The organism is Streptococcus gallolyticus subsp. gallolyticus DSM 16831 (assembly GCF_002000985.1).
GTDB classification, from domain to species: domain Bacteria; phylum Bacillota; class Bacilli; order Lactobacillales; family Streptococcaceae; genus Streptococcus; species Streptococcus gallolyticus.
This window is the reverse complement of sequence record NZ_CP018822.1, coordinates 782543-807331: the sequence shown is the minus strand read 5'-3', so window position 1 is coordinate 807331 and position 24789 is coordinate 782543. Positions and strand designations below refer to the sequence as shown.

The 24789-nt window shown below is 38.0% G+C and carries 18 protein-coding genes; 4 read left to right on the top strand and 14 right to left on the bottom strand.

Annotated features, from left to right (window positions below):
• Positions 1 to 28: 28 nt before the first annotated feature.
• From BTR42_RS04295 to BTR42_RS04270, 6 genes are all read right to left on the bottom strand, one after another.
• Positions 29 to 1855: a DUF2194 domain-containing protein gene (locus tag BTR42_RS04295; protein WP_077496565.1), complete on the bottom strand. Its 1827-nt coding sequence runs from the start codon at positions 1853 to 1855 to the stop codon at positions 29 to 31.
• A 19-nt stretch (positions 1856 to 1874) separates the two neighbouring features.
• Positions 1875 to 2774: a tetratricopeptide repeat protein gene (locus tag BTR42_RS04290; protein ID WP_077496563.1), complete on the bottom strand. Its 900-nt coding sequence runs from the start codon at positions 2772 to 2774 to the stop codon at positions 1875 to 1877.
• A gap of 13 nt (positions 2775 to 2787) precedes the next feature.
• Positions 2788 to 4845 (bottom strand): hypothetical protein, encoded by a 2058-nt coding sequence (locus BTR42_RS04285; RefSeq protein WP_077496561.1) that lies wholly within the window; start codon positions 4843 to 4845, stop codon positions 2788 to 2790.
• A 272-nt stretch (positions 4846 to 5117) separates the two neighbouring features.
• Positions 5118 to 6482 carry a DUF4832 domain-containing protein gene (locus tag BTR42_RS04280; protein ID WP_077496559.1) on the bottom strand — a complete coding sequence of 455 codons (1365 nt, stop codon included), beginning with the start codon at positions 6480 to 6482 and terminating at the stop codon, positions 5118 to 5120.
• A gap of 25 nt (positions 6483 to 6507) precedes the next feature.
• On the bottom strand, positions 6508 to 7272 hold the full coding sequence (locus BTR42_RS04275; protein WP_077496557.1) for a DUF1003 domain-containing protein: 765 nt from the start codon (positions 7270 to 7272) through the stop codon (positions 6508 to 6510).
• Positions 7273 to 7362: 90 nt separating this feature from the next.
• Positions 7363 to 7974, bottom strand: a complete 612-nt coding sequence (locus BTR42_RS04270; RefSeq protein ID WP_009853827.1) for a TetR/AcrR family transcriptional regulator — start codon at positions 7972 to 7974, stop codon at positions 7363 to 7365.
• A 292-nt stretch (positions 7975 to 8266) separates the two neighbouring features.
• Between BTR42_RS04270 and BTR42_RS12850 the strand changes: the two genes are divergently transcribed.
• Both BTR42_RS12850 and BTR42_RS12845 read left to right on the top strand, forming a co-directional pair.
• Positions 8267 to 10042, top strand: a complete 1776-nt coding sequence (locus BTR42_RS12850) for an acyl-CoA dehydratase activase (protein WP_231873070.1) — start codon at positions 8267 to 8269, stop codon at positions 10040 to 10042.
• 15 nt (positions 10043 to 10057) lie between these two features.
• Positions 10058 to 12655 (top strand): acyl-CoA dehydratase activase-related protein, encoded by a 2598-nt coding sequence (locus tag BTR42_RS12845; protein ID WP_231873069.1) that lies wholly within the window; start codon positions 10058 to 10060, stop codon positions 12653 to 12655.
• Positions 12656 to 12756: 101 nt separating this feature from the next.
• Here BTR42_RS12845 and BTR42_RS04260 read toward each other — a convergent pair whose 3' ends face one another.
• The 8 genes from BTR42_RS04260 to acnA all read right to left on the bottom strand — a co-directional run bounded on the left by BTR42_RS04260 (position 12757) and on the right by acnA (position 21937).
• Positions 12757 to 13137 (bottom strand): RidA family protein, encoded by a 381-nt coding sequence (locus tag BTR42_RS04260; protein ID WP_003063919.1) that lies wholly within the window; start codon positions 13135 to 13137, stop codon positions 12757 to 12759.
• Between the two features lie 71 nt (positions 13138 to 13208).
• Positions 13209 to 14003 (bottom strand): ElyC/SanA/YdcF family protein, encoded by a 795-nt coding sequence (locus tag BTR42_RS04255; RefSeq protein WP_074656507.1) that lies wholly within the window; start codon positions 14001 to 14003, stop codon positions 13209 to 13211.
• A gap of 38 nt (positions 14004 to 14041) precedes the next feature.
• On the bottom strand, positions 14042 to 14965 hold the full coding sequence (locus BTR42_RS04250) for a LacI family DNA-binding transcriptional regulator (RefSeq protein WP_012961707.1): 924 nt from the start codon (positions 14963 to 14965) through the stop codon (positions 14042 to 14044).
• Positions 14966 to 15775, bottom strand: a complete 810-nt coding sequence (locus BTR42_RS04245; protein WP_061458524.1) for an HAD family hydrolase — start codon at positions 15773 to 15775, stop codon at positions 14966 to 14968.
• A gap of 289 nt (positions 15776 to 16064) precedes the next feature.
• Positions 16065 to 16868 (bottom strand): putative ABC transporter permease, encoded by an 804-nt coding sequence (locus tag BTR42_RS04240; protein WP_009853821.1) that lies wholly within the window; start codon positions 16866 to 16868, stop codon positions 16065 to 16067.
• 79 nt (positions 16869 to 16947) lie between these two features.
• Complete coding sequence (gene icd, locus BTR42_RS04235; RefSeq protein WP_074656503.1) at positions 16948 to 18123, bottom strand: NADP-dependent isocitrate dehydrogenase; 1176 nt, start codon at positions 18121 to 18123, stop codon at positions 16948 to 16950.
• Between the two features lie 28 nt (positions 18124 to 18151).
• Complete coding sequence (locus BTR42_RS04230) at positions 18152 to 19270, bottom strand: citrate synthase (RefSeq protein WP_074656500.1); 1119 nt, start codon at positions 19268 to 19270, stop codon at positions 18152 to 18154.
• Between the two features lie 3 nt (positions 19271 to 19273).
• Entirely contained in the window at positions 19274 to 21937 is a 2664-nt protein-coding gene (gene acnA, locus BTR42_RS04225; protein ID WP_013642889.1) for an aconitate hydratase AcnA, read from the bottom strand.
• A 287-nt stretch (positions 21938 to 22224) separates the two neighbouring features.
• On the opposite strand from acnA, the gene nrdH reads away from it, so the two are divergent.
• Both nrdH and nrdE read left to right on the top strand, forming a co-directional pair.
• Positions 22225 to 22452 carry a glutaredoxin-like protein NrdH gene (nrdH, locus tag BTR42_RS04220; protein ID WP_009853817.1) on the top strand — a complete coding sequence of 76 codons (228 nt, stop codon included), beginning with the start codon at positions 22225 to 22227 and terminating at the stop codon, positions 22450 to 22452.
• Positions 22453 to 22517: 65 nt separating this feature from the next.
• Positions 22518 to 24677 (top strand): class 1b ribonucleoside-diphosphate reductase subunit alpha, encoded by a 2160-nt coding sequence (gene nrdE / locus BTR42_RS04215; RefSeq protein WP_077498004.1) that lies wholly within the window; start codon positions 22518 to 22520, stop codon positions 24675 to 24677.
• Positions 24678 to 24789 lie beyond the last annotated feature (112 nt).

The following is a 24789-nucleotide window of genomic DNA, read 5'->3' as shown; positions in this document are numbered from 1 at the left end:
CTATTTTCCTTCCTAAATTCTCAAATTCTCATTTTTTAGCAATGGTAACCGTGCTTGACGTTGCATGCAAAAGGTAGAGATTGCCCGTCAAATGTTCCAAACTACCACCTGTCACATCACTAGGCTTATCACTGTTAAACCGCACCATTAAATACGCCTCATCAACAAAATTACCGAGATTGAATTGATAAGAATCATCCGTTTCTTCTTTTTCGACCGTAATGCTTGAAAAACGTTGAATGGCGCCACCCATTTGTGATTCTGTCATGTTTCGGATAGAAGGTGCTGTTTTGTACAACCACGACATTTGCTTAGACAAGTTCTTGTACAATTGCGCCCAACCCAATTTTGCCCCACGGTCAACGTCCAGAGGGTCATCTGGGTGAACAAAATGATGACTCACATAATGCATATTCAACTCAGAAACCATCGTCAATTTCGTGTAATCATCAATAATAGCTCCTGACGTTATCCGCGGTTCTTCGATAACACCGTCATCTGCCACTTCAAACTCTTGCTCATAAACAAACTCTTCTGAAAAGTAATTACTAGCAATCACCTTGATATTTGGATAATCCTTCGCTAACAAGGCTCTGCTTTCTGCCGATAAAATATTTGAAGGCGGAACATAAACCGAATGTTCACTCGTTGGGAACAAATTCTCCGTGAAATCCATTAATTCATCTAACGACTTTTCAATCGCTGTATCACTCGTCCACGTATTGTAAGAAAAAGCATCACCGTAATCCGTATCCGATAACATCAAGGGTTGATGATTGTAACCGTGATAACCAATTTCACCGCCCATTTGCAATAGCATATTACCAAAATAAGTAAACCGCGAACTATCCGACTGACGCTCGGTGCTTCCTGTCGTATCGTCCTCATAGTTTTCAATAATAACGCCCGTGTATTTAATGCCATATTTATCAGCCAGGCTCACCATATTTGGCCACCAAACATTCGTGTAAAAATCAGACACCGTCATCTGATAATCACGCGTAATGTATTTCGCATCACCACTTGGAACTGGTGAGGGAAAATCATCTAAGGTAAAAGCCGCAGAATTTATCACAGGATAAACACCAACGTCTCCTAGTAACGAATACGATGCGGAATAAAAACCACGCATTGCCTTGACATAAATACCAAAATTATCAACGACAACGCGACCGCTTCCTAAATCATATTCCCAAACCAGAGGAATTTTACTGTCGTCTCCTGTTGTCAAGTAAACCTCTGCATTGTCATCAAGTTCAACTGCCCAAGCAGACTCAAACGGTTCATCAATGTTGTAATCTTGACCTGCTCCCAACATGAAACCATTTTTAATTGAAACTTCCGCGACCTCAGCATAAGTATAGGACGAATTGACCACGCCTAGCTTATGTTCAATGATTGAAACAACATCATCTTTTTGCAATGTCATTGCAAACATGACATTCCCACCTGATTCAACCCATTCCATTAACCGAAGAGCAGCTTCGCCGAGAGGTTCTAAATCTGGTGTTAAAATAACTACCGTATCAAAGGTTGTAAAATCAGGCACCGTTTCATTGGCAATGTCAACGTAAGTCGTTGCAACCTTCATATCTTCAAAAATCTGCTTAAAATTATCAATAGCACTAGCAGATGTCTCATTACTTGAATCATAAATCAATAGATTTGTCGCTGAAACGTTAGCCAAAGCTTCCGCCTTAGTTTTAACCTGACTATCAGCCAAGTAATAACTGTCACTAGTATCGCTATAGTAACTAATCCCATTACGCTCAATTAGCAGCCCTACTGCCAACACCACAAGAATAAGAAAAACTGGGAGAATCAGCGTAAATTTAAACGTTCTTTTTTTAAACATCTATTTTCCTCATTCTTACTTACTGCCAAAATGCTAATTTGGCTTTATTTTCTGCTGAAAAATAAACATGATTTTGCTCTAAATCTTGCCAAAATCGTTTCAAATCAGAACTTGATTTCTTCAATACAATCGTATCCAGTTTCAACATCCAAATATCTTGATCATCTGGAAAAAGCTCAAAAAGCTTCGTTAATAAACGCTCCAAGCTCGCAAAATCACCCAAACTCTGATAGATTTCTGCCAAAGTCAGCAAACGTGATTTTTCAACAAGGAAACCCTTTGCCAATAAATCCTCAACCTCATCAATATAAGCTTGTTTCAATGTCAAACCATAATGTCCCTCTGCTATCCCACTATTGATATAACTCTCTAAAAAGTCAGCGTATTTCTGACGTTTCTCTAGCGAATCAGGTTCTTTTTGAACACGTTCCTCCAACTGACGTAAACGCTCATCATATTTTGCGGTCAATTCAGAAAGAATCGTTGTGGCATAATGAACCACTTCGACATCCTCGTTCAAACGTGCCTGATGTAATAAGGGGACAAATTGATCTGGCGACTCAAAAATAACATCAATAATTAGTTCACGTTTAATCCCCGAATTATTAAGCAAAAGCGCCTCTTGAAAAGGAACAATATTTGTAATGTCAAGCATGACATTTTCCTTCATCTCCAATTGATTTTGCTCAACCGTATCATCTATTAACCAAGGAATCACTTCTTCAAAAGCAAGTTCACCATCGACAAAACGTGATTTTCTGTCCTTTAAAATATAGAGAACCGATATAGCACCAATAAGCGGTAAAAAGACAAGAAGTGATTTGAGATAAAAATCAAGTTGAATCGTTTTCATTTTCGCTACTAAGAAAAAACTAACAACAATAATTAAATGGCATCCCAAAAACACAGCAAATAACATTAACTTCTCCTCCTCACGACATCATTTGCCTAAATGCAATAGACTCAATCGTTTCCTCAATATTGCGTTCGTCAGTAACATCAAAACTTAAATCAGACAATTTCTCATGCCAGTCTGTTAAAGATTGCGTGTAAGTATTGATTAACAAACAAAGCTGGCTTTCAACTTGTCCCAAGCTGTCAAAAAGTGACAATTCTTCCTGCAAGCTTGTCAACGTTGTTTTAGGAATTTCCTCTGCCACAACGCCTAAGTGCAACACTTGCCCCACAAAATAAGGAGAATCAACTGCCCTTAACGCCAATAATTTTTGACAAAAGACTTTTTCTTCCAAAACCTCATGCTGAACATTTGACGTTGTTTTTTGATAAAGACGTCGATAACTCAAACTTGCCAATCCCATTAAAGACTTCAACAGGTTTTGATGATAAAGATTCAATTTATCTGTCGGTAAATGGTCAAGCGATAGATAATAACGCAGATCGCCATTTGCAAAAATTCCCGCCAAATACATTGGATAATCATCCCGCAAATGCTGATTGACCCAAACCGTATTGTTAACCAACTGTTGACTAACTTTACTTAACTGTTCTGCGGTTAACATGAGATGAGTGGTATTTTGTGCTGTTGTCAATTGCAACTTACTTGTCTGATTATCCCTTACTTCATAAATGGCAATCTCATCTGTATCAAAAATATTGCTAATGTAATCCAATAATTTGACCATAAAAATTTCCAGATACGGTGTTTCCAAATCTTCTAAAAAGCGATAAATGCGACCATAACTATCTTGGCGCTCCAAAATCTGATGCGTTAACTCAACTTTCTCTGACAACAAATCTTCAACAAACGATTCTTCATCAGATAATTGTTGCTCCAAATGCTCATTTTCCGCTAAAATTCTAAATAAATCAGCTTGGTCTTTTTCCTTAACATAACCACTCACTAAACCAGAAACAAGATAGATGATATATGGAATCCAATTGGCTGGTTCAAAAAAGAGCGTTTGCAAATTCGTCTCGCCTGCCAGAATATTTTGAATAATCAGTCCAATCGATGCAAAAACAGCTGCCCAGATACCGTAAAACATCCCCAAGCTCAAGCCAGATATCACAATGGCAAACAAGCGATAGTCAACCGTTTTAAAATACATTTGATTGCTCAATAAATGTGACAACATTTCCCCAAGAATAAACAAAACAATTAAAACGATCACTTTAACTGATGTTTTATCTAACTTAGCTAACTTCCTTAATCTATCCGCTAACGAGAGAGTCTTTTGTTCTTTAGCAGAAGTTGGCAAGTCACGTGTTGACAAATCCTCTAAAAGAGAAACTTTTGGAAACCAACCATAGTCTTTTCTCAGATTAGAAGTTTGTGGCTTCAAAACAGACAATGGGGCTTCTTCAGAAAATGTAGCACCATGAATATTGAGCTCTTCAAAAAGTTGCTGAAAAGTTATGCCAAAACTATCTGGAACTTCTATTCTTTCAAAGGTATTAGTCCAATTATCAAAAATACGACGACACAAATCCAATAAATCTCGCCCAAAAATATAATAAGCTTTCTGGTCTGGATGTAGCGTGATATCCTTATCTGACGTTAAAATACTGCGCAAATCATCTGTTGAATTTGATAATTGGTAGAGATAAAGCGATTGCAAAATTTTCAATGAAAAATGTTGTTGCTGTGAATAACGACGCAGAAGCTGCTCATAAGCTGATAACATAACGCCACGGCTATTCTCCGTTTCAAAACGCAAATCAGGTCCTGTTACATACAAAAATTCCACGAAAAAATCCTCAGTTAAGGCATTGAGGATTTTTCTAATCTGCAATAATTCGCCATCAAGATCCTTTGAGGGTTCTACGGACTTAGAAAAATATAAAATTGATGTCACATGATAAACAGTTAAAAGTCGTCCAATATCAGTTTGATTTTTCCAATCAATGCTACGGATTCTATGTTTTGATTCACTAACTTTCCCTAAGACTATTACTTTTTCTTCAGGAAACATCTTTAACAAATCACTTTCTTTTAACACTTCAACATTTCCTGCTATTAAAATCGCCATTTTACATCCCTTTATTTTAATAATATTTGATTTTTTTAAAGAATAAAAAACTTATTTTCAACATTTTATCATTTTATTGGTATTTTGACAAACAATGTTTATACTTTTAATGATAATGTAATTTTTAAATCAATTTCATATTACATTTATAGCTTCTTTTATTTTAATAAAATTGCTCTTTTCTGTCTATATTTTTAATACTTTCGTCCAAAACAAAAAGACTAGAACTAGTCATTCTAATCTTTTTTACTTATTCCAAATTGTTCTTAGTTTTACCAATCAAACAAAAGCAAGGTATCCGCGTTTTCTTGCCCAGATACTGCAAAATGAATCGTATTTTGGTTTGTCATTGGATCAACAATTCCTAAAGAAATACTGTAGTTTTTCTCTAATTTTTTTAAATTTTCTACGGGGAGTTCAACACTCACCGATTGTTCTTCGTCCGGAAGAATTTTAGTCACATCTAAGTCTAAGGCGATTGCTTGGACGCTATCATCATTTTTATTTTTTAAATAAATGTAGCTTGTCCAATTTCGATAAAAAGGAGCAACACCTGAATTTTTTAACGTTAGCTTCAGCGTTAATTTTTGAGACAAACTCTGCTTGATACTTGCAGATGTGACCCACAAACGATAGCCCATATTTTTCAGCAGCTCATCGTAACCTGCGTTATCATCACCAATATCTTCAGCGATTTTGGGTCCTAAAAATGTTGTGTGTGACTGGGCTACCAGGTCTATTGTCTGTGACAGATTATCACCTAAAAGACTACTCATGCTATCTGAGCTTGTTAATTCACCACCGATTGGCGCTGTTTGCCAAGCATTAGGCATTGCCACTAAGTCATTTTCCCCTGTCTCCGAATAAACACCACCTGAGGCAATCCAGTCTAGCCAGTCTTGAGTAGCCTCCTGATTGCCAGCCATGTCATTATACAGCCCTAAACCATTTTCACTCGCTACTGTAAACGGTCGGCGCATAAGCAAATTAGCATTTGGAAAAGCTGACAACCAAGGTGTGACATACTCTTCACGAACGGATTCATCTGGTAACTGACGAATGCCTGCCGTGCTATCAACATGCCATTCGCCCCAGTGCCCTAATCCTCCTAGTTCGATAAAACTGATAAACTCATCATCACCCCAACGTTCTCCCATTGCTTGAACAGCCTTTTCATAAGCAGCAATCAATACCTTACTTTCATAGTTAGGTGAAAAACCTTTCCCATAATCCGAATCGTACCAATCCCCCGCATCATCCAGACGATTGTAAAGCCAGTCTGAAATATCTTTATGCTTTTCATTACTCGGATAATCTAAGATAAAACGTAAAACAAGATGTTTTCCCTCACTACGCCATCTATCAAATTGATTTTCAGATTCAATGTCATCCCAATTATAAACGCCTTCTTGCGATTCTAATTCTCGCCAAGTAATATCAACATACAAGAGCGTAACATCATCTGTCACCGTTTCTTCAGTCGCCGCAGGCGCATATCCCATTAAAGGATTGCTAACGACCTCGTTTGAATATGTAAACTGCTTCCTCACACTTCCAACTTTTACAACATAAACCACACAGAACAAGAGAACCAACGCTAATATAGTCAGTAAAGTAATCATCATACTTTTCTTCATACCTACCCTCTCCTAAAAAATTGCCTTAATTCTGTGTTTGTTTTAATGCATTCATTTCCTCAAGTAAGTCTTTATTTTGCTTTTGCAATTCAACAACTTGGTCAGTAATTGATGCCAACATCTCTGTTTGCAATTTTTGAATTTCTAACAAATCTGATTGGTCTTGTTGCACCAAGTGGTCAAGTTTTGTATGCAATAGCCGAATGCCTTCTTCTGAAACTTTGTTGACATTGTAATCATTTTTTGCTTGCAAACGGTCATAATCTGATGCACGATTTTGACTCATCATAATCAAAGGAGCTTGGATTGCAGCAATTGTCGATAATGCCAAATTTAGCAAAATAAACGGATACTCATCAAAGGCAATTCCAAAAGGTTTAATGACATTTATCGCCATCCAAATTACCATAAAAACAATAAATGAAATGATAAACGTCCATGAACCACCAAAACGTGCCACATCATCGGCAATTCGTTGACCAAAGGTAATTTTCTTATCCAACTGGTCTTGCACGTCCAATGCTGTGTAATTCTTTCCCTTAGCAACATCGTAAACCGATTCTCGGACAAAATCATTCTTACGATTGGCTTTATCAATCATTTCATCCAAAAATAACATCCGATAATGCGTTAAATTTTTATTACTGATAAAATCATTATCCGATAGTTCAGGATGTTCTTGCTTGATAATCCCACGCAAACGAACATCTAGCTCAGAAAGGAAAATACCTTCCACCATTGGATACAATTGATGATCAATACCATCATAAATTAGCTCTTCATCACTCATAAATTCCCTCTTTCTATTTCCCTCATTATAACAAAATTAAAACAAAAAAGCTGATTTCTCAGCTTTTGAATGGTTATTTTTAATGTTTTGTTAGTCCTCGCGGTCAATAATAACGCCCATGACGGTTAGGTGTCCATTGCTGATGAGGGTTAGGACCAAGCGTGCTAATTCTTTAGCTGGCATAGAAAAATCTGATTTTATCCACCATAGCAAAGTGCCTGTAAAAATACTGGTTAAGTAAGCGACGATAAACTCTGTTGGAACTTGCTCACCAGATTCTGTAACGTTCAGTTTGGCAAGTAGGTGATCATATTTTTCATGGAGAAGCGTTCCAAATTTTTCTTGCATAACTTCTTGCGAAATGCTACGCAGAACAATTTTAGCAATGGCTGAATTTTTCTCCAAACCATGGTAAAAATCAGTCAATAATTTTTCGGCTCTTTTCACCTTGACACGGTCACCATTTGTGATTTGAGCACCGTCAATCATGTCAGACATTTGGTCCAAAACTTGCTGTTGAATCCCACTTTGGAGTTCATCCTTGTCCGCATAGTGCGCATAAAAAGTAGCACGATTAATCATCGCTTCGTCAGCAATATCTTGCACCGTAATTTTTTCGTAAGGTTTTTCACTGAGCAGTTTGGCAAAAGCATCAAAAATCAATTTTTCAGTTCTTAAATAACGAATATCTGTAAATTTCATCGGTTCTTTCCTCCGAGATAAGCAACACTTTGTTGAACATGTGTTGTTTAAACAACACAACTTTAAAAATTAGCGATTGAATTTGACAAACTGTTTGCTATAATATTATTATAGCAAACAGTTTGTTGAATAAGCAACAGATTGTTGGCAGGGTAACACTGTGTTAGGTAAAACAAAGAAAGGAAAAAATAGTGTTAAAGACCTATTTGCGTGGATAAGAGGGAAAATTTTCTAAGAAATTCGATTTTCATCTCACTTCCACCGCCTTCTAACACTTTTGGTATTTTATTATATGTATAAAGCAGGTATAGATGTCGGATCGACAACTGTTAAAGTTGTCATCTTCGACGATAACTATCAATTATTATTCTCACGTTATGAACGTCACTTTTCAGATGTTAAAACGGCAACAATTAAAGTTTTAAAGGAAGCTATTTCAGAAATCGGCGACCAAACAGTCAGTATTGCTATCACAGGTTCAGGGGGAATGGGGTTGGCAGATGTAGCAAAAATTCCATTTGTTCAGGAAGTTATTGCCGCTACCACTACCGTTGAAAAATTCATTCCACAAACCGATGTTGTTATCGAACTTGGTGGTGAAGATGCTAAGATGACATTCTTTGGAGATGCCCTTGAACAACGCATGAACGGAACATGTGCTGGTGGTACAGGTGCTTTCATTGACCAAATGGCAGAACTTTTGAAAACAGATGCCAACGGCGTTAATGAATTAGCCAAAGGCTACGAAACAATTTACCCAATCGCTAGCCGTTGTGGGGTATTTGCCAAGACAGACGTCCAACCATTGATTAATGAAGGGGCTCGCAAAGAGGACATTGCAGCTTCTATTTTCCAAGCCGTTGTTAATCAAACCATTGCTGGTTTGGCTTCAGGGCGTAAAATTTCTGGAAATATTGCCTTTCTTGGCGGACCACTATTCTTCATGAGTGAACTTCGTCAACGTTTCATTGAGACACTCAATATTAAACCAGAAAATGTTATTTTCCCTGAAAATCCACAACTTTTCGTTGCCATGGGAGCTGCCTTAGATGAAGATCAAGCGCAATTAGCACTATCAGAAATCATTCATAACCTTGAAAATAACACTTCAAAATCGCTAGTTCCTAAAAATACACTAGATGTTCTTTTCAAAGACCAAGCTGAATTAGACGCTTGGCGCGCTCGCCACAATGAAGCAAGTGTTGAATATAAAGATATTGCCAAAGCTTTTGGTCCAGTCTTTCTGGGAATTGATGCGGGTTCAACAACCTCAAAGGTTGTCTTGACTGATCCCGAAGGTGCCATTTTATTCCAACACTATGGCAACAACCAAGGGCAACCACTTGAAAATGTTATCGAAATTCTTAGAGAAGTTTATCGCCAATTACCAGACACAGCCTTTATCGCACGCTCTTGCGTAACAGGTTATGGTGAAAATTTGATTAAAGCAGCCTTGCACGTTGACTATGGTGAAGTCGAAACCGTTGCTCACTTCAAAGCCGCTAATTACTTCAACCCTGGTGTTGATTTCATTCTCGATATTGGTGGGCAAGATATGAAAGCTATGAGCGTTCAAGACGGCGCCCTCTCAAGTATTCAATTGAACGAAGCTTGTTCATCTGGTTGTGGTTCTTTCATCGAAACCTTTGCCAAATCACTTAAATACGACGTTAAAGACTTTGCACAAGTTGCTTTACTAGCTGAACACCCTGTTGACCTCGGTTCAAAATGTACAGTGTTCATGAACTCAAAAGTCAAACAAGTGCAAAAAGAAGGCGCTACTGTTGCTGATATTTCTGCAGGACTTTCTTATTCTGTTATCAAAAATGCGCTTTATAAGGTTATTAAACTCAAACGTCCTGAAGATTTAGGTGAAAAAATTGTTGTCCAAGGCGGTACTTTCTACAATGAAGCGGTGCTCCGTGCCTTTGAATTGGTCAGTGAACGCGAAGTTGTTCGTCCAAGTATTGCTGGTCTAATGGGAGCTTACGGCTGCGCCATTATTGCCCAAGAAAAATACGAAGACGAAACCGCTCAAGCACCTGCCGTTGAAATGGCAACAGTCTAGTAAAAGGAGGGAAGCATGACCGAAACATTACTTGAACATAATCGTGCCAAATCAAGCTTAATGGGGCTTGACGAACTAGATCATTTCACAACCCAAAAAGAATTCACACGTTGCGGACTTTGTGAAAATAACTGCGCATTGACGGTTACGATTTTCAACGATGGCTCAAAATTTGTCACTGGTAACCGTTGTGAACGCGGAGCTGAAAAAGTCACTAAAATCAAATTTGACCGCAGCAATCAAAAAGAAAATCTTGTTGATTATAAATATAAAAAACTCTTTAAATTCAAAGCACTTGCTAAACGAGATGCTGTACACGGCATTATCGGTGTTCCTCGTGTGCTTAACATGTATGAAAATTACCCACTTTGGCACACTATCTTAACAGACCTTGGTTTCCGTGTTCAACTTTCACCAAAATCTGATAAAAAATTATTTGAAAAAGGGATTGAAACTATTCCTAGTGATACCGTTTGTTATCCTGCCAAAATGGTACATGGACACATTCAAAGTTTGATTGACCGAAAAGTTGACGCTATTTTCTACCCAAGTGTTATTTACGAACAAATCGAAAATAGCAAAGCACCTAATCACTACAACTGCCCAATCGTTCAAAGTTACCCAGAAGTTATCGAAAAAAACATGGACCCTATCCGTAATGGTGAGGTGAAATATTTCCATCCATTTGTTAACTTGGCTGACCACGAATCTGTTGTAAAATCATTGATTAAAGCTTTCAGCGAATACGAAGATATTACAGCTGAAGATATTCAAAATGCCGTTGAACATGGTTATCAAGCGCTAGCTGATTTCAAACAAGATTTGCAAGATAAAGCTGATGAGCTCTTATCTACTCTTGCTCTCAAAGGTGAAAAGGCTATTGTCCTTTCAGGTCGTCCATATCACCTCGACCCTGAAATCAACCATGGTATTGCCAATATCATCACGCAAGAAGGCTTCCATGTTTTGACAGAAGATATGGTAGCTGGTCTTGAAGAAGTTTCAGGACTTCGTGTTGTGAACCAATGGGTTTACCATTCTCGCCTTTATGCGGCTGCCAAGGTGGTTTCTAAGAATCCAAACCTTGAGCTTGTTCAACTAAACAGCTTTGGTTGCGGACTTGACGCGGTAACAACTGACCAAGTCGAAGAAATCATGCGTGGTCACAACAAACTATATACCGTGCTCAAAATTGACGAAGGTAGTAACCTCGGTGCTATCCGAATTCGTCTTCGTTCCCTCAAAGCTGCCGTTGAAGAACGTGATAAAAAATTCAAGAAAGCTAATCTTGACCACATTTTCAACCAAGCACCACAATTTGATAGCCAATTCGATGAGGAAGAAGAACGCAAAGAACCTGTCTTTACTAAAGAAATGAAAAAGACACACACGCTTCTTATGCCAATGCTTTCTCCAATTCACCAAAATGGTCTTATCGAAGAAGCCTTCAAACACGCTGGCTACAACGTTGTCATTTTACCTGCAATGGACAGAAAAGCCGTTGATGTCGGATTGAAATTCGTCCATAATGACGCCTGCTACCCTGCTATCATTTCTATCGGTCAATTGATTGAAGCTCTTCAAAGCGGCGAATATGACCTTGATAATACCAGCGTTATGATGACCCAAACTGGTGGTGGTTGCCGTGCAACTAACTACATTCCACTTCTACGTAAAGCTCTGAAAGACGCTGGCTTCCCTCAAGTTCCTGTGGTTTCCATTTCTATGGGAAATCAAGGTACCGAAGAAACACCAGGTTGGAGCCTCACTTATTCATTCGTCAAACGCCTACTCATCAGCGTTTTGTATGGTGATTTATTCGAACGTGTGCTCTATCGTGTTCGCCCATATGAAGCCGTTTCAGGCTCTGCTAACGCTCTTTATGATAAATGGCTTGAAATCGCTCGTAAAAATGTGAGATCAGGTTCATATTTTGAATTTAATCATAACATGAAACGTATCATCAAAGAGTTTGATACCCTTGAAACCGTTGATTTCGGACAAAAACCTCGTGTCGGTGTCGTTGGAGAAATCCTTGTCAAATACGCTCCAACAGCTAACAACGACATCGTTGCTATCATTGAAAATGAAGGCGGTGAAGCCGTTGTTCCTGACCTTATTGGCTTTATGAATTATTCACTTTTCAACCAAATTTGGAAAGCTGACGAGCTTAATATGAGCCAAAAAGCTAAACGCTTCGCTAAGCTTGGTATTGATGCCATTAATCTCCTTGAAAAACCAATGAATAAAGCCCTTGAAAAATCTGAACGCTTTGAAGGCATTGAGTCTATCTATGACATTGCCGAAGGTGCTTCTAAGATTATTTCAATTGGTAACCATACTGGTGAAGGTTGGTTCCTAACAGGTGAAATGATTGAATTGCTCAACAATGATGTCAAAAATATTGTCTGTCTCCAACCATTCGGTTGTTTGCCAAACCATATCGTTGGTAAAGGTATGGTTAAAGAACTTCGTCGTCAATACAAGGGTGCTAATATTGCTCCAATCGATTACGACCCAGGTTCATCAGAAGTTAACCAATTAAACCGCATTCGCTTGATGATGACAACTGCCAAAAAAATGCAAAAAGCAACACTCACAAGCGCTAATTAATACAAAAAAACTCCTGCTTAGCTTCTGACTAAGCGGGAGTTTTTATGTTATCCTAGGCAGAAATCAACTGCTGCCATTTCAGGCTTAAGCCCAAAATAAAATTAGTCAAGATAAGCAATGACTTCGATTTCAACTTTGACGTCTTTTGGCAAACGAGCGACTTCTACTGCTGAACGTGCTGGAAAATCAGCCTTAAATGCCGTAGCGTAAACGTCATTAAACGGTACAAAATCATTCATATCGCTAAGGAAACAAGTTGTCTTAACCACATGGTCAAAATCTGTGCCTGCTTCCGCAAGAATAGCAGAAATATTTTTAAGAACTTGCTTAGTTTGTTCTTGAATAGTTGTTCCGATAATTTCACCAGTTTCAGGTGACAAAGGCACTTGACCTGAAGCAAATAGGAAATTACCAACGACCTTTCCTTGAACATAAGGTCCAATTGCTGCTGGTGCTTTATCTGTGTGAATTGTTTTTGCCATGATAAACTCCTTCTCTCAATTAAGTAGCTCTATTATAGCAAAATATTCTGAAAATTAAAACATTTTATAGCTTATAAAACTGAGGAATATTTGGGATTGGCTTTTCTGATGTGATTACCATAAATAGGTTTTAGAGCTTCAAAAGCAGCTACTACTCTATTAGGAATATCCACATGAGCTAGAAAATTCTTTCCATTTGGTCCATAACCTTGTTCATTATCTGTTAATCTTGGAATCTCACCCATTAATAAATTGATATAGCGGTCAACATCCCACATGCCATGAATCTTTGTTGCGTAGGTGAGTTTATCTTGGTAATTCAGGTAAGCTCGATAAGCAGCGTAATTAATCACTACCGTATCTTTTGAAAGGTATTTTCGTAATGTCGCTTCCATACGATATTGCATAGTTGCATCTTGGCATAAAATGATACTCTGGTGGACAATGCCTTTGTTCTTCATTAATTTGAGCAAATTCGTGATATTATTGCCACAATTTGTTGATTTGGTTTCAAGATAGTCAGCTTGGATTTGATAAACAGTCAAAAGATATTGTTGAAAAAGTTCAGCTTCTGTCAAGCCATTTACAGCAATCAAAGGGTATTCTTTGTGAATCTGCTCTCTCAAGGTAGCTGTTGTATGTCCTTCACCACCAACAATAATATAATGCTCTGCAATATCATCTTTGATAGCCTTAGCCAGTACATCACCGCCAGCAAGAATGCTACCACCAAAAAGAACCATAACATCTGCTTTTTCTATTCCATATTTTTCATGCAAGTTTTTCTGATTAAGTTCCTCAACATCTCTTTTGCCACAAAATTGACCAAGGATATTAAGATTTTCTGCAATTTTTTGATTTTCCATTGGCAAGTCTCCGAGAATTTTTCTGATTTCTTTTGGCGCTAACGTCGAATGAATTTTGACGGAATGGCAAGGGGATTATTTTCATCAGCTAAAATCTGACGTACTGCTAATTTCCCCAGTTCATAAGAATAATGCTCTACTGACGGAATCCCAAGCAACTCACTAATATGCTGATTTTCTTGCCCGATAATTAACGGCAAAGCTCTGCCATTATCCTTAAAAGCCTTGATAACGCCATATGCCATTTGGTCCTCATTCGTCACAATTGCATCAAAATCCTGCGTAAGCTGTTTTGCCCAATTATAACCGTCTTGAAAATTAGAAATGCCACTAAAAACAGCTGAATTTTGATATTGCGGAAAATGTTCTAAAACAGAAACCATTGTCCGATAAGTCGCACTAGCTTCATCAGCTCTCGTAAAAAGATAAGCTGGTGATTTAATGCCCGTTTCAACTAAATAGGCATTAAGATCATTATAAGCTTGGTAGCGGTCAACATAGACTGATTTCAAAAGAGGATTGTCAAGTGGCTCACATAAAAGAATGGGACCGTATTGTGCATAAGAGGCAATGGTCTCTATCGGCAATTCACGTGACGTAAAGATAAGCCCGTCAAAAGCACGACCACGTAATTGTTCTAAATACTCACGTTCCGAAAGTTCATTGTAGCCCGAATGTAGTAAAAGCAAATTATGGTTTGTTTTCTTACTTTCATCTAGCATACCATTCAATAGCTGAGTGAAATAGGGATGACGATTGTGAGGAATAACAACCGCAATTTTATTAGTCTTTCCAGCACTCAATTCTTTTGCGACCAAATTTGGCGTATAATTAAGCTCTTTTATCACCGCTTGAATTTTTTGACGCACGTCATCTGACACATAAGGATGATTGTTAAGCACGCGCGACACCGTCGCTTTAGAATAACCCGTTCGTTCTGCAATATCTCTGATTGTTACCATTTAAACATTCCTCAAAAATTTATGAATTCCATAACCAACACCATTGCACTGGTTAACCAATGTGATAAATTTAGCTTGAGCAATCACATCTGGGCTAGCATTTGCCATTGCAATTGGAAAACTCGTCCGTTCAAACATTGACAAATCATTGTGCCCATCGCCAAAAGCCGCAGTTTCTCCCTCGCTCAAAGCTTCTTTTTGCATGATATAATCAATACCAGCTGACTTCTTAGCTGCCGTATGAGTAATTTCCAAATAATGTTTTCCTGATTGCTGCACCGCAACCGTGTCTATCCCTAATGATAGCACAAATTCTTGCAGATTTGTTAACGTTTTCTCATCAAAGACAATCATCATTAACTTATAAATCTCTTTTTTAGGTTTTAAAAAATGGCTGAGCAACATTGTTCGTGTTGGTTTTTGTTGCGTAACTTTCTGCTCAAAAAGAATTCCCTTATCAATCTCATGACAATACCATTTATGCAAATCATAGTATGACAAACTGATCTCTGGAAATTTCTCATGAATCGCACCAAGAAGAGTATGAACATCTTTTTTTGCTATTGGTTGACTGTGAATCGGAAGGACACGACCATTGTCAACACGATAAATCAAACCACCATTAAATCCAACTTGTGCACCCGTCAAATCTAATTTTTCAATCGCTGCCATCATTTCCATTGGAGCACGAGCTGATACCAAGGTCATCGGAATGCCAGCTGATTTAATCAGAGAAACATTTTCCTCTGAAACTGCGCCAGTATTGTCAAGAAGCGTTCCATCCATGTCTGAAAAAATACGTTTAATCATCTTTTTTACCTCGCTTGTTTGATTTGACTAAAGTATAATTTATGAAACGCGTTCCAGGTCAAGCCCTTTTTAAAAAGAAATTTTTTTCATTTATTTTCAAGTATTTACAAAAAGCTTCTTTACCTTTATAATAATAGTCGTGCATAATCAGTGATGCCGTTAGTTATTTGACTAGTCATTGTCAATTCTAAAAAATACGCTCCCAACCTCACGGTAACTAAAACATTGACATGACGTAAAAAAGCACCCTGGCGAGAGGAATTCTCACTGTTAGGGTGCTTTTATTATCTTAATGATTGTTTTTCTCATTACGTTTTTCTTTTAAGGCAGCTGTTTGTTTACGAATTTCGTTCAAAAATGGGGCTGTCGTTAAGCGGAAATTTTTATAGTTTCTAAGCATACGACGTTGATTGAAACGGAATGGCTCGATTCCTTTTTCTCTCAAGGTTTCATTGATGTGAAGTCGTAAATTTTCCAAACGTTTGCTAAAGACTTCAGCTTGCTGTGTTAAATCACCAACTTCTGTTCGTACTGATTCGCGTAATTTTTCTTGCTCGGCACGAACGTATTTCTCAAAAGCAATAGCAGCTTGTTGGAATTTCACCGTATCAACAACTGTCCAAATCAAATCTGCTGTCATCACAACAACAATACCCAATGCTACCCAATCATTCAGGTGATTAATTAGCCACATCACTCCTGGTTGAATAAATTCAACGAGAACAACAATTCCAAATCCCCAGAAAAGTGATATCCGCGGTGCAATACGTCCCTGAATATTACCAAACTCCTGACTGTAGTCCCATAATTTCATATGAAAGACCGTCTCTAACAGCCAGCCTGCAACGTATTCAAATGCTGTTGCTACAAGCAAACCACTCAAGAACAGCCATAAAATATTGCTCTGAAACGGCTCTGTCGCTAGTAAAACCGTTGTCACTGCAAAGCCATAAACGGGGCAATACGGTCCCACTAAAAAACCACGATAAGCAAACTTCTTATCCTTAATCGAACAATAAACCGTCTCCCAAAGCCAGCCTACAAACGAATAAATAAAAAACAAAAAGACAATGTCTGCCAATGAATATGTCATAAAACTCCAACCTTCTAAAATTCAAACTATTCTCATTATATCAAAAAACCTAGAACATGACTTGTTCTAGGTTATTATTTTACAAATTTTCAATGAGTTTTGCTGCAAATTCACTTGTTGAGCAAGCTACTTTTCCTTGCGCCAAATCAGCTGTAAATTGACCTTGAGCGAATGTTTTTTCAATCGCTGCTGTAATTAAGCTAGCCACTTCTGTCCAACCAATGTAATCAAACAACATGCAACCAGACAAAAGAACAGAACATGGATTGGCAATGTCTTTACCAGCAATATCTGGTGCAGTTCCGTGTGTCGCTTCAAAAATAGCGTGACCTGTCAAGTAGTTGATATTGGCACCTGGTGAGATTCCAATACCACCAACTTGGGCAGCAAGGGCATCACTAGCGTAGTCACCATTGAGGTTTGTCAAAGCCACAACATCAAATTTTTCAGGATTAAGCAAAATTTGTTGCAAGAAATTATCGGCAATAATGTCATTAATCACCAATTTTCCGCTGGCTAATTCATCAGCGTATTCACGTTTTGCAAGGTCATAACCCCAACTACGGAAGCCACCTTCTGTGAATTTTTGAATATTTCCTTTGTGAACAAGAGTAACTTTAGTCAAATTGTTAGCAAGAGCGTATTCAATCGCAGAGCGAATCAAACGTTCACTACCTTCTTGTGAGATAGGTTTGATTCCGATACTGCTTGTTTCAGGAAAACGAATCTTGCTGACAGACATTTCATTTTGCAAGAAATCAATGACTTTTTTCACTTCTTCTGTGCCAGCATTCCACTCGATGCCTGCATAAATATCTTCCGTATTTTCACGGAAAATAGTAATGCTTGTTTTTTCTGGTTCTTTAAGTGGGCTTTCAATCCCTTTAAAATAACGAACAGGACGCACACAAGCGTATAAATCCAATTCTTGACGAAGGGCAACATTTAGTGAACGAATCCCACCACCAACTGGTGTTTCTAGTGGACCTTTGATAGCGACCAAATCTTCTTTAATCGTTTCAAGAGTTGCTTCTGGTAACCATTCTCCTGTTGCTTCATGCGCTTTTTTACCAGCCAAAATCTCAAGCCATTCAACTTTTTTCTGACCTTGGTAAGCTTTTTCAATCGCTGCATCAAAGACAGCACGCGCATTTTTCCAAATGTCACGTCCAACGCCATCCCCTTCAATAAAAGGGATGATTGGATTGTTAGAAACAGTCAAGTGACCATTTTCTAAAATGATTTTATCTGCCATTTTTCTCGTTTTTCCTTTCTAAGGCTTTTTAGCGTTCTTCAAGTGGTGTGTATTTCAAACCGAGCTCTCCAGTATAATGAGAACGTGGTCGAATCAATTTGTTATTTTTTTGTTGTTCTTGAATATGAGCAATCCAGCCTGATACACGACTCATTGCAAAAATAAGGGTAAAAATCGAACTATCAATACCAAGAACATGGTAAACCGTTGCCGAATAGAAATCGACATTTGGGATAAGCCCTTTAGTGTGTTTCATGTAATCTTCAATTTCACGTGACAAGTTGAACCACACTTCGTTTTCAGTACCTTCGGTAAGAGCTTGTGCCATTTCACGCAAATATTTTTCACGTGGGTCTTGTGTTTTATAAACACGGTGACCAAAGCCCATGATTTTTTCTTGCGAATCCAATTTTTCTTTCAAATACGCTTTGGTATCACCCATTTCACGAATTTCAGTTAACATGTCAAAGACACGTTCATTAGCACCCCCGTGAAGTGGTCCTTTAAGCGTACCAATTGCAGTTGTCACACAAGAATAAATATCAGCCAATGTTGACGCACAGACACGCGCTGCGAATGTTGACGCATTTAATTCATGGTCAGCATGTAAAACCAAGGCACGATTTAAAGCTTTTACTTGCAATGGTGTTGGCTCTTCGCCGTTTAACATGTAAAGGAAATTCGCTGCAAATCCTAAATCTTCACGTGGAGCAACTGGTGTTTTTCCGTCACGTAAACGCGCAAAAGTTGCAATAATCGTTGGCATTTTAGCCATTAATTGAATAGATTGTTCGTATGTTGCTTCTTCAGAATTATCTTCAGCATTGACATTATACACACCAAGCAAACTAACTGTTGAACGAAGCACGCTCATTGGGTGTAAATGGCTGCGCGACTGAATCAAAATACATTGTTCAACCGCATCGCTAATAGCATAATTTTCACGAAGTTCTTTAACAAAACTATCAAACTCTGCTTTATTTGGCAAGTGCAAGTTCCAAAGAAGGTAAATCACTTCTTCAAAACTAGCATCGTTATCCATTAATTCAGAAATATTATAACCTGCGTAAGATAAATTATCATCAATAATTGAACTAATATGGGTATTACAAGCTATTAAATCTTTTAATCCGCTTCCTCCTGTCATAGATTATGCTTCCTCCAATTTCTTTCTAACAACCATTGGTAAGATACCGCCGTTTTTATAGTAACGAATGTCAGCGTCGGCATCAAAACGTACCATGGCTTTAAAGTGTTTTTCACCTGAGTCATCACGAGCTACAACATCAACAACATCGTGAATACCAGGATTTTCTGAAAGATTAATATCGTATGTTTCAAGACCAGTTAAACCAAGGCTTTCTGCTGTATCACCTTCTAAAAATTGCAATGGTAATACACCCATCATGACAAGATTTGAGCGGTGAATACGTTCAAAACTTTCAGCCAAAACAGCTTTAACCCCAAGAAGGTTAGAACCTTTGGCAGCCCAGTCACGACTAGACCCCATACCATAATCTTTACCTGCAATGACTAAAGTATCGACATTATCTTCTTTATAATGCATAGCAGCGTCATAAATTGGCATGATTTCGCCGTTGTATTTTGTGTAACCGCCAATTTTACCGTCTGCTAATTGGTTTTGGATACGAATATTGGCAAATGTTCCACGCATCATGACTTCGTGATTACCACGACGGCTACCATATGAGTTGAAGTCAACGTAATCAACACCATGATTATCTAAATACTTAGCAGCTGGGCTATTTTTAGCAATATTACCAGCAGGTGAAATGTGGTCAGTTGTCACGCTATCACCAAATTTGGCTAATGGCTTAAGATTTTTCAATGGTTTAATCGCTAAATCATCACCTAGATTGTCAAAATATGGTGGATTTTGGATATAAGTTGACGATTCATTCCAATGGTAAATCTTACTTTCTTCTGTTGGAATTTGATTCCATTTTTCGCTGTCTGTAAAGACATGCTCATATTCTTGCTCGAATAATTCACGCGTTACGTATTTATTGACATACTCTGCCACTTCGTCATTTGTTGGCATGATGTCTTTAAGGTAAACAGGTGCATTATTTTGGTCAAAGCCAAGCGGTTCTGTTGTTAAATCAATATTTGTGTTTCCAGCAAGTGCATATGCCACAACAAGTGGTGGGCTAGCAAGAAAGTTTGCTTTGACAAGTGGATTAACACGTCCTTCAAAGTTACGGTTACCTGATAAAACAGCAGATGCTAACAAGTCTGTCTCTGTAATAGCTTCTGCCACTTCTGGACGAAGGCTACCTGAGTTACCGATACATGTCGTACAACCATAACCGACAATGTTAAAGCCAAGTGTATCTAAGTAAGTTTGCAAACCAGAATTACGTAGGTAACCTGTAACCACCTTAGACCCTGGAGCAAGTGATGTTTTAACTGTTGGAGCTACGCGCAAACCACGTTCAACAGCATTTTTCGCAAGCAAACCAGCTGACATCAAGACGTAAGGGTTTGAGGTATTTGTACATGATGTGATAGCTGCGATAGCCACGTGTCCTGTTTGAATCTCAATATCTTGGTCATCAAAATGAACGGTTGCTTTTTTATTGATTTCATCAGCTGTCAAACCAAAGCCTTGAACACCAGCTTCACGAACTAAGCTTTCTTGGAAAGTTTGTTTGGCTTGTGTCAAATCAATCAAATCTTGTGGACGTTTTGGTCCAGAAATACTTGGTGAAATTGTTGATAAATCAATTTCAACGACTTTAGTGTATTCCGCTTGATGCTCTGGGTCGTAGAAAAGATTATTGTGTTTGACGTATTCTTTTGTTAAAGCAATATGGTCTTCTTTACGGTTTGTTAAACGCATATAATTAAGCGTTTCATCATCAATTGGGAAATAGCCGCAAGTTGCACCGTATTCTGGTGCCATATTGGCAATAGTTGCACGTTCGGCAAGGCTAAGATTTGATAAACCGTCACCAAAGTATTCAACGAATTTACCAACAACTTTTTCTTGACGAAGAACTTGTGTCACTTTAAGGGCTAAATCGGTAGCGGTTGCAATTTTAGGAAGTTTACCTGTCAAACGAACACCGATAACTTCTGGAACTGGGAAGAATGACGCTTCACCAAGCATCGCTGCTTCTGCTTCGATACCTCCGACACCCCAACCAAGAACACCAATACCATTAATCATTGTTGTATGGCTATCAGTACCAAACATTGAATCTGGATAAAGCATGCCATTTTTTTCAATGACAACATCACTAAGGAATTCAATGTTAACTTGGTGAATGATACCAGTTGCAGGTGGCACCGCACGGTAGTTATCAAATGATTTTTCTGCCCATTTCAAAAATTCATAACGTTCATTGTTACGTTTAAATTCAAGGTTAATATTATCTTCTAACGCTGTGTCACAGCCAAAGAAATCAACTTGGACACTGTGGTCAATAACCAAATCAACTGGAATTTCTGGATTAATAAGTTCAGCATCTCCACCGTTGGCAACAATGGCATCACGCATTGACGCAAGGTCAACAACAACAGGAACTCCTGTGAAATCCTGTAAGATGACACGACTTGGTTTGAATGGAACTTCTCCGCTTGTTTTTTTAGGATTGTAAGTTGCTAAATTTTCAATGTGATTTTTTGTAACATCTACACCATCATACTTTCTGAGTAAACTTTCAAGTAATATACGAATAGTGTAAGGGATTTTCTTGATATCTCCTCCATAATGAGAAACCGCTTCTTCAAGATTAAAATACGAATACTCACCATCTTTGAAGGAAAACTTTGATAAAAATTCTGTCATGTACAGACCCCCGAAATATAATAATGGTTTTTTAATTATACAACTTTCAGAATATTTAGTCAAGTATAATTCACAATCCTATGTTAGGTTTTATAACATAGAATGTAATATAAAACTTTAGCATTTCTAAAAAGCTTGGTTTTACAATATTTTGTGTGTGATATTATTTTTAAATACTATATATTGTGTTTTTTCGAGAGATATTTCTTGCTTTTTTGACTAATTTTGGTTATTCTAAATGAACATTGAGTTTCCCATAAGGAAATATTTTTTAGGAGGATGCCCTAATGGCTAATAAAATCACAATTTTTTCAAAAAATAACTGTATGCAGTGCAAAATGACAAAAAAACTCTTGGATAAAGAGGGAGCTGATTACCAAGAAATCAACATTGACGAACGCCCTGATATGATTGATTACGTAAAAGACCTTGGCTTCTCTGCTGCGCCAGTCGTTAAAGCAGGTGACATTATTTTTTCTGGCTTTCAACCTGCAAAATTAAAAGAAATTATCTAAACCTTCTATATTAAATTAGAAAGGAGTTACCACACTTCAATTAATGAGCGTTGGTATCTTACTTTATGAGTCTAAAAAATCTCGGCGATGTCTCTTATTTTCGCCTTAATAATGAAATTAACCGTCCTGTGAATGGACAAATTCCTCTTAATAAAGATAAAGAAGCCCTTAGAGCTTTCTTTCGTGAAAATGTCATTCCAAATTCAATGGCTTTTGACACGATTATTGATAAAATCAACTATTTGATTGACAATGATTATATCGAGTCAGAATTTATCAGCAAATATACGCCAGATTTTATTGAAAGTTTGGCTAAGGACTTGCAAGCGCAAGGATTTCGTTTTAAATCTTTCATGGCCGCCTATAAGTTTTATCAGCAATATGCTTTAAAGACAAATGACGGTAAATATTATCTTGAAAGTATCGAAGACCGTATTCTTTTTAACGCTCTTTATTTTGCTGATGGTAATGAAGAATTGGCACGTGATTTGGCAACTGAAATGATTCATCAACGCTATCAACCTGCTACACCTTCCTTTTTAAATGCTGGTCGTAGTCGCCGTGGTGAATTCGTCTCTTGTTTTCTCATTTCAGTAACTGACGATATGAATTCGATTGGGCGTTCTATCAATTCAGCGCTACAATTGTCCCGTATCGGTGGGGGTGTTGGTATCAGCCTTTCAAATCTACGTGAGGCTGGCGCTCCTATCAAGGGTTATGAAGGGGCAGCTTCTGGTGTTGTTCCTGTCATGAAGCTCTTTGAAGATAGTTTTTCATATTCTAACCAACTGGGGCAACGTCAAGGAGCTGGTGCTGTTTACCTTGATGTTTTCCACCCAGATATCATGGCATTTCTATCAACCAAAAAAGAGAATGCTGACGAAAAAATCCGTGTCAAAACTCTCTCTCTTGGTATCACCGTACCTGATAAATTTTACGAATTGGCTCGCAATAACGAAGAGATGTATCTCTTTAGCCCATATAGTGTTGAGCGTGAATACGGCGTGCCTTATAGCTATGTTGATATTACGGCTGAGTATGACAAAATGGTTGCTAACCCAAATATCGTCAAAACCAAAATTAGAGCACGTGATTTGGAAACTGAAATTTCGAAATTACAACAAGAATCTGGTTACCCTTATGTGGTCAATATTGATACAGCTAATCGTACCAATCCAATTGACGGTAAAATTATCATGTCAAATCTTTGTTCAGAAGTGCTTCAGGTTCAAACCCCTAGCGTGATTAACGACGCTCAAGAATTTGTCAAAATGGGAACTGATATTTCATGTAATTTGGGCTCAACAAATGTGGTTAATATGATGACTTCACCTGATTTTGGACGTTCTATCAAAGCCATGACACGCGCTTTGACTTTTGTTTCAGACACCTCATCTATTGAAGCTGTGCCAACAATCAAGCATGGCAACGAACAAGCGCATACCTTTGGACTTGGTGCTATGGGGCTTCATACCTTCCTAGCTCAACACCACATTCATTATGGTAGCCCAGAATCCATTGAATTTACCAATATTTACTTTATGTTAATGAATTATTGGACTTTGGTGGAATCAAATCATATCGCTCGTGAACGTCAGCAAACATTTGTAGGTTTTGAAAACTCAAAATACGCTGACGGAAGCTACTTTGATAAATACATTACAGGTGAATTTATTCCAAAATCTGACCGTGTGAAAGAACTCTTTGCAGAACATTTTATTCCAAGCGGTGAGGATTGGGCTAAGCTCCGCGATGCTGTGATAACAGACGGACTTTACCACCAAAATCGTCTAGCAGTTGCTCCAAATGGTTCCATTTCTTACATTAATGATGTTTCTGCGTCGCTTCACCCGATTACGCAACGTATTGAGGAACGTCAGGAAAAGAAAATTGGTAAGATTTATTACCCAGCTGCTGGTTTATCGACAGATACTATTCCTTATTACACTTCTGCTTATGATATGGATATGCGAAAAGTCATTGATGTTTATGCGGCGGCGACTGAACACGTTGACCAAGGATTGTCACTAACGCTCTTTTTGCGCAGCGATATTCCGCAAGGTCTCTATGAATGGAAAACGCAAAGTAAACAAACCACTCGTGACCTGTCTATCCTGCGCCATTACGCTTTTAATAAAGGCATTAAATCAATCTACTACATCCGTACCTTTACCGATGACGGTGATGAAGTCGGCTCAAACCAATGCGAAAGCTGCGTGATTTAACTGAACACTTGTTATTGGTCCTAAAGGACCTAATAACAAGACGGCAACCGCTATGGCGGTTTGCCTAGTTCACTTACTAACTTCACCAAATGACTATTATCGAGTCATTTGG